A 14,190-nucleotide genomic window follows, 5' to 3' on the forward strand; every position below is an offset into this window, starting at 1 on the left:
ATCGAGCTATCTGCTGCTCAGCTGGATTTGTTCGACAAAGCGACCTGTAAGCCTTTGATTCATGGTGATCGGAATCTCACGTTCGACAACGTAAGTTGTTGATTTAACTCATTGGTCTCATGACTCTTAATCAGCGGGTCCCAGGTTCGAGCCCTGGTGCGCCCACCATCGCGNCAAGTACTTATAGAAGATTGTTAATCCTTCATTCCGACAAGCTGAGTCAGCGGCTGTTACGACAAAAGTTAATCTGTTTTGATTCACGCGGCGCGATGCTCGATGTGCGCGTGATGGGAAGGCGATCGTGAATCGTTTGTTTGACTCGCACTCTCTCCGCCATTTGCGCGATTTTGTACGCTAAAGTACGCTTTTGTGCGCTCGGGTTCGTTTAACCCCGCGTCGCGAGCGAAGCGCCCCTCTTCTAGCCGCCAGAACATGACCCGCTTCTTTGGGCCGTGATCGGCATGGTTGGCAGCTGCTCCCGCAACAGGCGATTCGCTTCGCAGCTTCAGCTCAACGCGTGACCGGCCAATCCGTATACCCAGGGCTCACCTTCCTTCCGGTTCAGGAATCGCCGTCCCTTGGACATGGTCGTGACAGTGTCGTTCATCCCAAGACGGCTCTGCTGAAGAAAGTCGGCAAAGGGACCCGTCTGCTCCCGCGTATCGACGCGGGCGAACCGCCCGACGAGATCTTTGAGATGCACGGCCGTGAGATGGATCGCGTCACGATCATTGCTGGCGACGATCGGACCGATCACGTGACCACGCCCGAATTCGCGCTTCATGGAATAGCCGGCGATCTCGCCGCCGCGGCGCAGAACGCAAATTGACGCGCCCTCTGAAAGCAATGCAAGCAGCCTCTGACGGCTTGTTCCGAATGCGCGCTCATCCAGTGCTGCGATTTCTTCAACATTCTCGGCTGCCAGCGATGTCAATTCACCGTCCAGAACTGGCACCGGCGGGAGAGGTGACACGACCTCACCCTGCCACTGATACACGACTGCTTCCTTCCTGAAGCCCAGCGAAAGATAAAGATGATAGGCTGCGTCGGTCGAGTTCAGGCTCAAATTCCGCTCGCCACACCGCTCAAACACCTGCTTCATGAGCCAGCGGCCAGTACCTTGTGCCTGGGTGCGGGGCGATGTGATCACCAAGCCGACGGTGGCAAACTCGCGTCCATGGGGGAACCACATCGCGCTGCCGAAAACGCGCCCGATGCCATCAACAGCGACGATGCCCTGTCCGGCGCGTCGCAGGAAATCCCAGTCCTTGGGCCGATGCGGCCAGCCAACCGCGATCGAAAGAGCGTGCAGCAGCTTCACATCAACGTCGTTGATGTCCCTCGCGGCCAGTTCAAAGGACTTTACGCGTACCGTTCGCCCCATTTCAACTCGTCCATTCTTTCGCGGGATGCCGGTCTCTGGCACATCGCGCCTTTTGTCCTCCCGCCACGATACGGCAGCAGGCTATTTCGCCGCAGTATCGCACGGAAACCCAGCAGGTTTCCCCTGTTTGGGCGGTCTTTTCGAAATCTTCGGCCTGTATTGCATCGCAATTCGGCAGGGAAAGCTCCGGCTTGCAGCTACCATCTCGATGTTCGGCAAATTGTGCAGGCAGAGTGGGCCGCCGTGAATGCTCGAGAAAGTCTTGCGAGGCTAATCGCTTTTCCCGGCGTCGTCGACATACCGAGCAAGACAGGGGCGTGCATCGATGGCATTTCTCTTTAATTCTGATGCTGCCAGGGGGGCAGTCTTCCGGGAGGCTTTTGCGTGCGAACTCCCTGATCTGGAATTCTACCATTGTAGCGAATCTATCGACCCGGAAAAGGTACGCTACCTGCTGACCTGGAACGTGCCGGACGACGCCTCGCGCTTCCGCAATCTGGAAGTGCTGTTTTCCCTCGGTGCGGGGGTGGACCAGTTCAAGCCGGACACCATACCTGATCACGTCAAGCTCGTGCGCATGGTCGAGGATGGCATCATACGCATGATGCAGGAATACGTCGTCCTCGGGGTGCTGACGCTCCATCGCGAGATGCTGGCCTATCGGGAGCAGCAGGGAAGAGGGCTTTGGCAAGCTCTTGCAACCTCCCAAGCGACCGATCGGCGCGTGGGCTTCCTGGGCCTTGGCATGCTGGCGCAAGCTGCGATCGATCGCTTGAAGCCATTTGGATTTCCCCTTGCCGCTTGGAGCCGCAGCAAGAAGGTGGTTGAGGGTGTCACCTGTTTCCATGGCGAGGATCAGCTCGGCGACTTCCTGCAAGGAACGGATATCCTCGTCTGTCTTCTGCCCCTGACGGAGCAAACGAGCGGCATCCTGAACGCAAGGCTCTTCTCGCTTTTGCCAGTGGGAGCGAGGCTGCTGCATGTTGGCCGCGGTCCGCAGCTCGACCAAGGCGCACTGATCGAGGCGCTCGACAGCGGCCGCCTTGCAGCAGCCATGCTCGACGTTACCGATCCCGAGCCACTGCCCGAAAGCCATCCACTCTGGTTCCATCCGAAGGTGATCATCACGCCGCATATCGCGTCCGTGACGCAGCCGCATACGGCAGCACAATCCGTCATAGAAAACATCAGGCGCCATCGCGCCGGCAGAAATCCGATCGGCCTTGTCGATCGAACCCTCGGCTACTAACAGGAAAATTCATGTCACTTCTGATCACCATCGACACCAATCCGGCCTTCGCACCAAAGCACGCCTTGCCTGCTCCGGAACGGCTCATTTCAGGCAATCCATCGTTCAAGACCTGGGCGCAGGACGCCTCGAAAGGCGAGAAGGTGCTGACCGGCGTCTGGGAAGCTACGCCCGGCGAGACCCATTCCATCAAGGGCACCACCTTCGAATTCTGCCATCTTCTTTCGGGCCTTATCGAAATCGAGGAAAAGGGTGGTGAGACCCGGAGATACCGCGCCGGCGACAGCTTTGTGATGAAACCTGGCTTCGTCGGGGTCTGGCGCACGATCGAGACCGTGCGAAAGATCTACGTCTGCCATTATGACTGAGCGCGATGCCGAGGGCAGCACTATCAAACGGCCCTCAGAACAATCGACTTTCGAGCCCGCGTCCGGCCAGATTCAACGCCGTCAAACCATTCATTCTCAATGAGAAATGCGGCGTGCGATCCTGTACTGCTCGCGTGAGACGGATCGTCCCGCCAATCGCAAATCCAGGCAGTGATGGCGGGGTCGGGCCCGAAGGCAAGGAGCAAGCCCATGATTGCATTGAAGGACAAGGATCTGTTTCGCCAGCAAGCGCTGATCGGCGGCAACTGGCGGGATGCGAGCACGAAAGCCACCGTTGATGTCATCAATCCCGCCAGCCAGAAAGTGCTTGGTACCATCCCCGACATGGCGCGTGACGAGACCAGGGCAGCAATCGCCGTCGCTGCGGATGCCTTTAAGCAGTGGAAGACAAAGGCTCATGCAGAGCGTGCGATGCTTCTGGAGCGCTGGTATGAGCTCATGCGGTACCATGAGCAGGATCTGGCGCTTCTGCTGACGCTGGAGCAGGGCAAGCCGCTGGCCGAATCGCTCGGAGAAATCCGCTATGGGGCCTCCTTCGTCAAATGGTTTGCGGAAGAGGCGCGGCGGATCAACGGATCGATGATTCCTTCACCCACTATCGATCGCCGCATTTTGGTGCTGAAAGAGCCGGTGGGCGTCTGCGGGATCATCACGCCGTGGAATTTCCCGAATGCAATGATCACGCGCAAAGTGGCCCCCGCGCTGGCTGCCGGCTGCACCGTGGTCATCAAGCCCTCCGAATTCACGCCCTTCTCGGCCCTCGCAATCGGTCTTCTGGCGGAGCGGGCGGGAATTCCCGCGGGCGTGATCAACATCGTGACCGGCATGCCGGCGGAAATCGGCAAGGAGCTGATGGCCAATGAAGCCGTCCGCAAGATCTCGTTCACCGGATCGACCCGCGTGGGCGCGCTGCTGATGAAAGGCGCCGCCGACAACATCAAGAAGCTCAGCCTCGAGCTCGGCGGCAATGCGCCGTTCATCGTCTTTGACGATGCCGATCTCGACCGGGCCGTCGAGGGCGCGATTGCGTCGAAGTTCCGCAATGGTGGACAGACGTGCGTTTGCTGCAATCGCATTCTCGTGCAATCAGGCATTTACGACGCCTTCGCACAGAAGCTCGCCAGCCGGGTCGCGACAATGAAAGTCGGCGCCGGTACGGAAGAAGGGGTCGAAATCGGGCCGATGATCAATGGCGCGGCGATCGAAAAGATCAAGCGGCACGTCATCGACGCGCTGGACAAGGGCGCGAAGATCATCGCGCAGAGTGAAACGGTGCCGGAAGATCGGCAATATGCGCGCCCTGTCGTGCTTGGTGGCGCGACGACTGAGATGCTGCTCGCTTCGGAGGAGACTTTCGGACCAGTCGCACCGCTCTTTCGCTTCGAGACGGAGGACGAGGCGATTGCGATCGCAAACGGCACGCCGTTCGGCCTTGCCGCCTATTTCTACACGGAGAACCTCAAGCGCTCATGGCGTGTTGCCGGGGCGCTGGAGTTCGGTATGGTCGGCCTGAACACCGGCCTGATCTCGACGGAGGTTGCGCCTTTCGGCGGTGTAAAGCAGTCGGGATTGGGACGTGAAGGCTCCCAGCTCGGGATAGACGAATATCTCGAGATCAAGGCGCTCCATGTCGGCGGGTTGGACTGAGCGATCCATCGGACCGGTAGCTGAAACAGGAAAAGGGGCGGTCGAACCGCCCCCTTTCTTCTTCACAAATGCATCGATCGCTATTGAAGCTTAAGACCTTGAGCGCCGCGCACGATCGCGAAAGGAATACGCTTTCACGCGCTCTTACGAAGAGGCTCCAACCCGACTGCCGCGGCGAGCCCCCCGATGTCAGCGACCTCGATGTATTCATAGAAGGGGTTCGCGGGCTCATGACCGCGGTTCACCCATACCTTGCTCTTGATACCCAGGTCGTAGGCGGTCATCAGGTCGTAGCGGAAGGAGGATGAGACGTGGGTGATGTCTTCCGGACCGCAGCCCAGCTTGTCAAACATGTACTCAAAGCCCTTCATGTGCGGCTTGTAGGCGCCGGTTTCCTCGGCCGTGATCACCGTGTGGAAGGGGGCGCCGAGCTTCTCCACGTTCGACATGATGAGGTTCTTCATGGAGTTCGACAGGATGACCAGGGGAATCTCCCTTGCAACTTTGGCCAGACCCGCCGGGACGTCAGGATGTGGACCCCATGTGTGGATCTCCTCGTTGATGCGCTGGGCATCCTCCGGCCGAAATATGACACCGTTGCGCTTGCACGTACGCTCTACCGAATTATGCACGACCTCGAAGTACGGCTTCCACGCGCCAAGAACCTCGTCCAGGCGATAGGCAGCGAAATCTTTGATGAAATTTGCCATCGTCGTGGCGGAAAGCTGGGAGCCGTAGACTCTCCTTGCCGCACCGGCCATGTCGAAATTCGTCAGCGTGCCGTAGCAATCGAAGGTGATATATTTCGGTCGGAACTTCGTCATGACGTGGAATCCTCCTATCCTCTCGGCACTGCGTGCCGGTACGACAAGCATCATAATGAGCATCTCGTAAGATAAAGCGCCGCTTTCGCCGGAGCCGGAAGCAGATTGTGTCGTATCGGGTCGAAGCTTTGGCAGAGCGTTCCGCCTGGCAACCTTTCGAATTGAGCAGCACCGCCAGGCGCCGGACCTGCTCCGGCATTAGATGCGGCGTCAATCACCAATGAAAGTCAAAACTCCTTTGGTCCAGGCTCTGCTTGGGAGGAACTGCTGACCTCGATATCCTAACTTGTTTTCGGGTTGATATGGAGGTCGACATGTTAAGCAATTCGCTGATCGAACTGGATCGAGCGCATCTGGTTCACCCGGTCGCATCCTACCGCAGCCATGAGGCGCTAGGTGTGCGGGTGTTGAAATCGGCGAAGGGCGCGNACCTTGACCGATGCCTCGGGACGTCAATTGCTCGACGGGTTCGCCGGCCTTTNGGTGTGTCAATGCAGGGTACGGACAAGATAGCATCGTTGAAGCGGCCACGAGGCAGTTGCGCGAACTGCCCTATGCGACAGGCTATTTCGGACTGGGCTCCGAGCCGGCTATCCGGCTGGCCGCCAGGCTGGCTGAACTGGCGCCTGGTGACCTGAACCATGTCTACTTCACGTTGGGTGGCTCGGATGCCGTCGACAGCACGATCCGATTCATCCGGTACTATTATCATGCCAAGGGAAGGCCACAGAAGGACCAGTTCATTTCCGTCGAGCATGGCTACCATGGATCGTCGACGGCAGGGTCTGGCTTGACCGCGTTGCCGGCGTTTCATGCGGGCTTTGGAGTACCCTATAGCTGGCAGCACAAAATTCCCTCGCACTATGCCTATCGCAATCCGGTTGGGACCCATCCCCAGGCTATTATTGCAGCGTCGGTCGCGGCCCTGCGGGACAAGATCGCCGAACTTGGCGCAGATCGCGTCGCCGCCTTCTATGTCGAGCCGATCCAGGGCTCGGGAGGCGTCCTCGTTCCGCCGCCATCGTGGCTGAAGGAAATGCGCGCTGTTTGCAAGGAGCACGATATTCTGTTCGTTGCCGATGAGGTTATTACCGGTTTCGGCCGTGTCGGTCCGCTGTTCGCCTGTGAGGGGGACGACGTCGTGCCGGATCTCATGACCACGGCAAAGGGGCTGACTTCCGGCTATGTGCCGATGGGGGCCGTCTTGATGTCCGACCGCGTTTACGACACGATTGCTGACGGCGCCGGCAAGACGGCCGTCGGCCACGGCTACACCTATTCCGCACATCCCGTCAGCGCAGCCGTCGGGCTCGCCTGCCTTGACCTCTACGAAAACGGCTTGCTGGAAAACGGCCGGAAGGCCGGGCACCGCCTGATGGAAGGTCTTCGCGCGCTGGCCGATCATCCGCTCGTCGGCGATGTCCGCGGTCGTGGCATGCTGGCCGCAATCGAGCTTGTCGCCGACAAGGAACGTAAGACGCCGCTGCCGGCGGCGGCCGACCCTGCGCGCCGCATTTTCGACCGCGCATGGGACAACGGCCTCGTCATCCGCGCCTTTGCCCAGGGCGTGCTGGGCTATGCGCCACCGCTCTGCTGCACGGCTGCGGACATCGACGGCATCATCGAACGGACTAGGACCACGCTGGACCAGACGCTCGAAGACAGCGACGTCCGCGCGGCGATGAAAGGATGATCGCTGCTGTTCTTCAGCTACTGAAGATGCTTTCGAGCGGCAGATGGGATTTCACGATGGGGGATTTCAGCACGACAAAGCTGAAGTATTTGTCGATGCCGATATCCATCTCCACGAGGCGTTCCATGACCGCCTGGTATTCGCTGATCCCGGCCGTGATGAATTTTACGAGATAGTCGTACCCACCCGAAACGAGATGGCATTCGACGACGGAATCGATCTTCTCGATCGTCGTGAGAAAGCGAGCGAAATCGATTTGCCGATGATTCTTCAGGGTTATTTCGGCGAAAACGGTCAGAGTTTGTCCGAGCTTGGAGACGTCGATCTGGGCGGAATAGCCGGTGATGAACCCCTCGGTCTGGAGCCTCTTGACGCGCATCAGACATGGGCTAGGGGAAAGGTTTATCAGCTCCGAGAGCTCGACGTTGGAAATCCGCCCGTTCTTCTGCAGTTCGCATAAAATCCTGATGTCGATCTTATCGAGCTTCATCGCAAGGCCATGAGATGGGGGCGATAACGGCGTCAGGGCTTTGAGGCTTCAGTGTCATTCGCATTGTCATAGCATCAACCAGCTCCTTTTCCCACTGGGGTGGAAACTGCTTTTCTAGAACTCGCTGACCTTGCCCCAGGCGCTCATTTTCAGCCGTTCCGGCGTGTAAGGGCGCGGGTCGACGATCGGCGCGCTACCAGTAATGATGTCGGCGATCATATGTCCCGCGCCGGGACCGATCCCGAAGCCGTGGCCGCTGAATCCCGCCGCCAGGATGAAACCCGGAATCGACTCAACTTCACCGATTGCCGGAATGCCGTCCGGCGTGCTGTCGATGTAGCCGGCCCAGATGTTTGAGATTGCAACGTGCTGGAGTTCGGGCACCAACTGGCAAGCTCGTTGATGTGTCAACCGAATCTGCCTCATGTCGGGACGGGGATTAAGTATCCGGTTCAGCTCCATCGGAGTCACCTCATCGAGCGCCCATTTCGCCAAGCTTTCATGACCTTGCCGCAAGCCTTCGAAGGCGCCAGGGGCAAGACTTCGCCACCGTCGTGCGAACATCGGTAGGAATTCGCGGCCGAACCTGAACTGCTGCGCCGTGGGATCGACTCGCGCGCGACCACTGATCGCCAGCGTGTATCCGCCGTTGCCGCGCCGGGTGAGCGATACCAGCGCAGTGTGCAGGGCATCAGGCAGACCGGCCACGCCGGGAGCGACGGCGAGAATGGACTGGCGCACGGACGCCTGCGGGAAGCGAATTCCGAGCTGGTTGCAGAACGAAGAAGCCCACGCGCCTCCTGCCATAACTACTGTCTTCGTCCGGATCGTGCCCGCTTCGGTCACCACGCCGCTGACCCGGCCGGCGCTGAGCTCTACACCGCGAGCCGCGCAGTGCTGGTGTACCGTGCCACCCGCCGCCATGATCGCACGCGCGGCGATGGGCACGGCCTTTGAGGTATCTGCCGTCCCGTCGGTCGGAGAGAAGACGCCGCCTTTCCACTTGCGGCCCGTCGTCTTGCCTCTCTCGCTCGCCTCTTCCGCGCTCAGCATGTGCGTCGTAACGCCGACGGTCCTGGCGAAGTCTCGCCACTTTGCCCAGCCTGCCAGCTCATTTTCGTCGTTCGACAAATACAGAAGGCCGCAGCGGCGGAAACCCGTATCTTCACCGGTCTCCTGGGCAACTCTCTCCCAGAGATCGAGACTCTTGGTCGCCATCGGCAACTCGCGCGCATCGCGGTTCTGTTGGCGGCACCATCCCCAGTTGCGGCTGGACTGCTCGGCAGCAACCCGACCCTTTTCTAGTAACGCGACCTTTAGACCGCGACGGGCGAGGTAATAGCTCGTGAACACTCCCACCACTCCGCCGCCAATGACGACGACGTCTGCCTCGTGAGGCAGCGATGGACTGGATTCGATATGGATGAGCGGCGCGCTCATTGGGCGGGGACCTCCCGTGGTTGCGGTAACGTAACGGAGGTGGTGCGGCAGGCCCCGCGGACTTTCGTGATCGGACGGAATATCCTGCCGTTTGCTGCCTTGGACACAGGCTATTATTGCGGGAATACTCGGCTTGCGCCGCATCTCGCTGTGTGGAGACCGACCCACACCCTCTGCAATCGGGTCGGCCAGGAAAAAACATGCATCCGCCGCGCGTCAGCGGATCTCGCGATGCAGACTGAAATGCCAAATCGGACTTCGTTTTCAGAAGTTCGTGCTGCCCGAATGCCGCGTTTCGGCGACTCCAGGGTGATCGAAGTCGTCAAAATCAGGAGAACCATTCAATCTCGATCAATGGGTCGATGTCCGAGGAGGCGAACTGCATGAGCCTTGTCCAGGAGCAGGCCTTGGCCGAAGCGATAGAGATGGCGACGCTCTATGGGCTTCCTCGCGATGGCGGTGGCCGACCTGGCCGGCGTTGTCATCTGAGCATCCGCTCCTGCATATTGCTCAAGCGGGCCTGAATCATGCCCCGGCCTCCAATGAAGGAATGGCAGGTTGACCGCCGAATTGTCGAACTGCCCCAGAAGCGCGGCGACGCAAGGAGCCGAAGGCTCGCCCCTCAGCAGGATGATCGGACCAGGTTGAAAGGGGAGGATGTTCTTATGGCCTCTGGCATCCAGCCTGTAACCCCCGCCGATGTGGCGCTCTCGGTGCGCGACCTGACCGTAAGTCTGCCGGAGGGAATGGAGCGGGCCTACGCTGTCGAGAACATCTCCTTCGATCTGAAGCGCGGTCAGATCCTGTGCATCATCGGCGAATCTGGATCGGGGAAGTCGGTTACTGCCAACGCGATCATGGGGCTCCTGCCGAAAGTGATCCGCGTTTCTTCGGGTGAGATTCACCTGGACGGGATCAACATCGTTGGCCTCTCGCCCGACAAACTCCGCAGCCTTCGCGGCCGGGTCGTGTCGATGATCTTTCAGGACCCTCTCTCTGCGCTGAACCCTCTGATGACAGTGGGTGCGCAGATCGAGGAAGTAATGGCGGCCCACGCCGTCGGTACGCCGAAATCCCGTCGCAGCCGGGCCATCGACTTGTTGAACGAAGTGGGCCTGCCCGATCCGCAGCTCATGTATCACCAGTATCCATTCCGACTGTCGGGCGGGCAGCGGCAACGGGTGATGATCGCCATGGCTTTGGCTCTTGAGCCGGCGATCCTGATTGCGGACGAGCCGACCACCGCGCTGGACGTGACGACCCAGGCGCAGATCCTTCAGTTGATCCGCGACATTCAGCGCCGCAAGGGAATGAGCGTCATGTTCATCACCCACGATTTCGGAGTCGTCGCGGAGATTGCCGATTACGTTGTGGTGATGGAGAAGGGCCATTGCGTGGAGCAGGGCAGTGCCGAGCGGGTACTGAAGTCGCCCAGCCATCTCTATACGCGACGCCTGATCGCGGCCGTGCCGCACCTGACCGGCAAGGACCGTGTTCCCTTGCAAGCAGCGGACCGCGCGTCCATCCTGAAGGTTGAATGCCTCGCAAAAACCTATCGCAGCGGCAGCGCGCTTTTCGGCAAGCGGCGCATCGTGCCCGCGGTCAACGGCGTGACGTTCGATCTCACGTCGGGCCGCACGCTGGGCGTTGTCGGGGAAAGCGGTTCGGGCAAATCATCGCTCGGACGGCTGCTGATCAAACTCATGGCGTGCGACAGCGGTTCGATTCTGTTCGAAGGCCGAGACATTGCCGGGCTTTCCGAAGCCGAGTTTCGGTCGCTGCGGCCCAAAATCCAGATGATCTTTCAGGATCCTTTTGCATCGCTCAACCCGCGATCGACGGTCGGGCACATCCTCACAGTCGGCCCGGTCGCGCATGGAATGCCCTATAGCGAGGCGTGTGAGCGGGCGCGCGAGCTTCTGTCCCATGTCGGCCTCGATTCAGGAGCCTTCGATCGCTTTCCGCACGAGTTCTCCGGCGGGCAGCGCCAGCGCATCGGCATCGCCCGGGCGCTGATGTTCAAACCGAAATTGCTGATTGCCGACGAAGCAGTCTCTGCGCTCGACGTATCGATCCAGGCTCAGATCTTGAAGCTGCTGGACCAGATTCAGCGGGAGACCGGCGTCTCGATGATTTTCATCACCCATGACCTGCGCGTCGCAAGCCAGATCTGCGATGAAATCGCCGTCATGCATCGCGGGCAGATCGTCGAACGCGGGCCGCCGTCCCAGATCTTCCTCGACCCAAAATCCAGCTACACGCGAGAACTGGTAGCGGCGATCCCGGGGGAGCAAGCGGGAAGCATGCTCGAACATGCAGCAAATCCGTAACACCGCAATGGAGGAGAGACGTTATGACCAAGCGTTCTGCAACTATATCGAACTGCTCCCGGCGTGATGCTCTGCGGATGCTGGCGTTGAGCGGAGCTGCAGGCCTTATCGCGCCGAATCTCCTTGGCAAACCTGCCTTCGCGCGCACCTCTGCGGCAAAGCCGACCGGCCGCGTGATCGTCGGGCTCGGACAAGAGCCGACCGTCTTCAATCCGCTGATGGCACACATCGAAGTCGATGATGGCGTGCATTTCTCGGTTTTCGACGCGCTCTTCCGTATCGATCCCCAAGGTGTCATTCAGCCCAACCTCGCCGTGGAAGTGCCGAACCAGAAGAACGGCGGCATTTCGGAGGACGGTCTCAAATGGCGCATTCGTTTGCGTGAGGATGTCCGCTGGCACGACGGCAAGCCTTTCAGCGCCGAGGATGTGAAGTTCACCCTCGAACTGATCATGAATCCCAATTTCCGGAGTTGGCGCACGGCCGGCCATGCGCTCGTGCGCGACATCACGGTGATCTCGCCCACGGAGATCTCGTGGCGAATGGAAGAAGCTTTTGCGCCGTATTTGTCGTTCCTGACCGAAACCTTCATCGTCCCCAAGCACATCCTCGAGAAGGAGGCCAATCCAAGCAACGCCGCCTTCAATCAGGCTCCGGTCGGCACCGGCGCATTCAAGTGGGGCAAGCGGGTCCCGGGCGATCATCTTGAGCTCGTCGCAAACCTCGAATATTTCGGCGAAGGCCCTCACATCGAGAGGCTGGTCTTCAAATACATTCCCGATCTCACCGTCCTCTACACTCAGTTCAAGAGCGGCGATGTGGATCTCGTGGGGCAGCCCTACATCACCCCTGACCACTATCGGGAAGCCAAGGCGCTGCCGAACCGCGTTGTCACCCTGGTCCCAAGAGCCTCATTCGAATCCTTTTACCTGAACCTCGAGCGTCCCCAGTTCAAGGAACTTGCGGTTCGCGAAGCGCTCTACGCGGCGATCGACAAGGAGGCGATCATCCAGGGACTCTATTACGGAGTGCCGACGCCGACGGAAACCTTCATGCCGAAGCAATCCTTGTACTACAACCCCAACCTGCCGGCACACGAATACAATCTGGACCGCGCGCGCAAGATTCTCGACAAGGCCGGCTGGGTGCCCGGACGGGATGGCATTCGCGCCAAAGGCGGCGTCCGCTTGTCGTTCGCCAACTCGACCACATCAGGCGACCCGCTTCGCGAGCAGGCGCAGCAGTTCCTGCAGCAGACATTTGCACAGTTAGGCGTCGAGATGAAGATATCGAACTTGCCCGCCGCCGTGATGTGGGGCGAGTTCTGGATGCAATCGCAGTTCGATTCCGTGATCGTCGGCAGCTCGTATCTGATCGGCGCAGACCCGGATGTCACCAACCGCTTGCACTCGCGTTCGATCGGAGCGAAGGGCGGGCGTGGTTCGAACAACGCGCAGTACGCCAATTCGGAAGTCGATGCCTTGCTCGACAGGGGAGCTCGCACCTTCGATCCGGACGCGCGGCGCTCGATCTATCATCGCGTTCAAGAGCTTGTCCGTCGGGACCTGCCCTTCCTTCCGCTGTACCAGAGCAATGCGGTCCAGGGCCAAAAGAAGGGGATTTCGGGCGTCGTGCCAAACGGCAACACGCGCACGGAATCCTGGAACGCGGTGGCGTGGCATTGGGCGAGTTGACGTGCCGACGCCCGAGGCCGGCATAGCCAGCAGCGGCGACCGACTGGCCCTATCAAGGTAAAATGGAGACTCGAATGTCGGGATTCCTGCTCAATCGTCTCTCGCAGAGCATCGTGCTGCTGGTGATCGTCTCGATCATCGGCTTCACGGTTCTCAATCTCATGCCGGGCGGTCCTCTTGCGCAATTCGGGCTTGATCCCGGCATGACCCAGAAGGACGTGGAGCGACTTGCAGAGCAGCTAGGGCTGAACCGGCCGCTGTGGATTCAGTATCTCGACTGGGCTTGGCGGTTGATTCAGGGCGACTGGGGGCATTCATTCCGCGACGGCTCTTCGGTATTGACCGTGATTGGGCGGCATCTGTCGGCGACGCTGCTCCTCATGGGGACGTCTACTGCATTGGCGATCGCGATCGGTTCCTGGATCGGCATCCGCGGTGCCACCCACCGCTATTCTCTCTTCGACTACTGCGCGACGGTCGGTGCCATGGTCGCGCTGTCGGTCCCGACTTTCTGGTTCGGCCTCATCGGCATCTACATCTTCACCCTGAAACTCGGTTGGGTTCCGGCAGGCAACATGTACACGATCGGCGACGGCTCGGTACTGGACTATCTGCATCACCTGATCTTGCCGAGCTTGGTGCTGTCGCTGGTCCATGTCGCGATCTGGAGCCGTTACATGCGCACGGCGACACTGGACGCGCTGAGCCAGGATTTCATCAAGACGGCTCGTGCCAAAGGCCTAAGCGAGCGCCGCATCTTGCTGAAGCATGTGGTCGGCAACGCGCTTTTGCCGATGATCACGCTGGCAGGGATGCAACTGCCCAGCATTCTGACCGGCGCGCTGGTTACCGAGACGGTCTTCACTTGGCCGGGAATGGGTCGGTTGTTTCTCGATAGCCTCGGTTATAGCGACTATCCGGTCGTAATGGGCCTACTGATATTCTCGGCCATCCTGGTCGTGCTGGGCAACCTGATCGCCGACATCGTCATCGCTACCGTCGACCCGCGCATCCGCCTGGCCTGAGCCTGCGGACCCACGCCTGTTAACA

General features: G+C 59.8%; 10 protein-coding genes and 1 pseudogene. 7 read left to right on the top strand and 4 right to left on the bottom strand.

Annotated features, from left to right (window positions below):
- Positions 1-505: 505 nt before the first annotated feature.
- A complete protein-coding gene (locus CQ14_RS21650) occupies positions 506-1,384 on the bottom strand; it encodes a GNAT family N-acetyltransferase (RefSeq protein ID WP_057859864.1) in 879 nt (292 codons plus the stop codon).
- 325 nt (positions 1,385-1,709) lie between these two features.
- Between CQ14_RS21650 and CQ14_RS21655 the strand changes: the two genes are divergently transcribed.
- From CQ14_RS21655 to CQ14_RS21665, 3 genes are all read left to right on the top strand, one after another.
- Positions 1,710-2,633, top strand: a complete 924-nt coding sequence (locus tag CQ14_RS21655) for a 2-hydroxyacid dehydrogenase (RefSeq protein ID WP_057859865.1) — start codon at positions 1,710-1,712, stop codon at positions 2,631-2,633.
- 11 nt (positions 2,634-2,644) lie between these two features.
- A complete protein-coding gene (locus CQ14_RS21660) occupies positions 2,645-3,001 on the top strand; it encodes a cupin domain-containing protein (RefSeq protein WP_057859866.1) in 357 nt (118 codons plus the stop codon).
- A gap of 210 nt (positions 3,002-3,211) precedes the next feature.
- Positions 3,212-4,669, top strand: a complete 1,458-nt coding sequence (locus tag CQ14_RS21665) for an NAD-dependent succinate-semialdehyde dehydrogenase (protein WP_057859867.1) — start codon at positions 3,212-3,214, stop codon at positions 4,667-4,669.
- Positions 4,670-4,803: 134 nt separating this feature from the next.
- Here CQ14_RS21665 and CQ14_RS21670 read toward each other — a convergent pair whose 3' ends face one another.
- Positions 4,804-5,493 carry a haloacid dehalogenase type II gene (locus CQ14_RS21670; RefSeq protein WP_057860013.1) on the bottom strand — a complete coding sequence of 230 codons (690 nt, stop codon included), beginning with the start codon at positions 5,491-5,493 and terminating at the stop codon, positions 4,804-4,806.
- Positions 5,494-5,975: 482 nt separating this feature from the next.
- Between CQ14_RS21670 and CQ14_RS21675 the strand changes: the two are divergent.
- Positions 5,976-7,186, top strand: a pseudogene (locus CQ14_RS21675) (aminotransferase class III-fold pyridoxal phosphate-dependent enzyme); the annotation flags it as partial.
- A gap of 13 nt (positions 7,187-7,199) precedes the next feature.
- On the opposite strand, the gene CQ14_RS21680 reads toward CQ14_RS21675, so the two are convergent.
- Both CQ14_RS21680 and CQ14_RS21685 read right to left on the bottom strand, forming a co-directional pair.
- On the bottom strand, positions 7,200-7,676 hold the full coding sequence (locus CQ14_RS21680; RefSeq protein WP_057859868.1) for an Lrp/AsnC family transcriptional regulator: 477 nt from the start codon (positions 7,674-7,676) through the stop codon (positions 7,200-7,202).
- Between the two features lie 114 nt (positions 7,677-7,790).
- A complete protein-coding gene (locus CQ14_RS21685) occupies positions 7,791-9,116 on the bottom strand; it encodes an NAD(P)/FAD-dependent oxidoreductase (RefSeq protein WP_057859869.1) in 1,326 nt (441 codons plus the stop codon).
- Positions 9,117-9,781: 665 nt separating this feature from the next.
- Here CQ14_RS21685 and CQ14_RS21690 point away from each other — a divergent pair.
- From CQ14_RS21690 to CQ14_RS21700, 3 genes are all read left to right on the top strand, one after another.
- Positions 9,782-11,446: an ABC transporter ATP-binding protein gene (locus tag CQ14_RS21690; protein WP_057859870.1), complete on the top strand. Its 1,665-nt coding sequence runs from the start codon at positions 9,782-9,784 to the stop codon at positions 11,444-11,446.
- A 23-nt stretch (positions 11,447-11,469) separates the two neighbouring features.
- Positions 11,470-13,140 carry a peptide ABC transporter substrate-binding protein gene (locus CQ14_RS21695; RefSeq protein ID WP_057859871.1) on the top strand — a complete coding sequence of 557 codons (1,671 nt, stop codon included), beginning with the start codon at positions 11,470-11,472 and terminating at the stop codon, positions 13,138-13,140.
- A 74-nt stretch (positions 13,141-13,214) separates the two neighbouring features.
- A complete protein-coding gene (locus CQ14_RS21700; RefSeq protein WP_057859872.1) occupies positions 13,215-14,165 on the top strand; it encodes an ABC transporter permease in 951 nt (316 codons plus the stop codon).
- Positions 14,166-14,190 lie beyond the last annotated feature (25 nt).

The organism is Bradyrhizobium lablabi, assembly GCF_001440475.1.
In the GTDB taxonomy this organism is placed as follows: Bacteria; Pseudomonadota; Alphaproteobacteria; order Rhizobiales; family Xanthobacteraceae; genus Bradyrhizobium; species Bradyrhizobium lablabi.

Bases quoted from the DNA above. Each gene is read 5' to 3' on its own strand.
- CQ14_RS21650 (WP_057859864.1), bottom strand. From the start codon at position 1,384: ATGGGGCGAACGGTACGCGTAAAGTCCTTTGAACTGGCCGCGAGGGAC.
- CQ14_RS21655 (WP_057859865.1), top strand. From the start codon at position 1,710: ATGGCATTTCTCTTTAATTCTGATGCTGCCAGGGGGGCAGTCTTCCGG.
- CQ14_RS21660 (WP_057859866.1), top strand. From the start codon at position 2,645: ATGTCACTTCTGATCACCATCGACACCAATCCGGCCTTCGCACCAAAG.
- CQ14_RS21665 (WP_057859867.1), top strand. From the start codon at position 3,212: ATGATTGCATTGAAGGACAAGGATCTGTTTCGCCAGCAAGCGCTGATC.
- CQ14_RS21670 (WP_057860013.1), bottom strand. From the start codon at position 5,493: ATGACGAAGTTCCGACCGAAATATATCACCTTCGATTGCTACGGCACG.
- CQ14_RS21680 (WP_057859868.1), bottom strand. From the start codon at position 7,676: ATGAAGCTCGATAAGATCGACATCAGGATTTTATGCGAACTGCAGAAG.
- CQ14_RS21685 (WP_057859869.1), bottom strand. From the start codon at position 9,116: ATGAGCGCGCCGCTCATCCATATCGAATCCAGTCCATCGCTGCCTCAC.
- CQ14_RS21690 (WP_057859870.1), top strand. From the start codon at position 9,782: ATGGCCTCTGGCATCCAGCCTGTAACCCCCGCCGATGTGGCGCTCTCG.
- CQ14_RS21695 (WP_057859871.1), top strand. From the start codon at position 11,470: ATGACCAAGCGTTCTGCAACTATATCGAACTGCTCCCGGCGTGATGCT.
- CQ14_RS21700 (WP_057859872.1), top strand. From the start codon at position 13,215: ATGTCGGGATTCCTGCTCAATCGTCTCTCGCAGAGCATCGTGCTGCTG.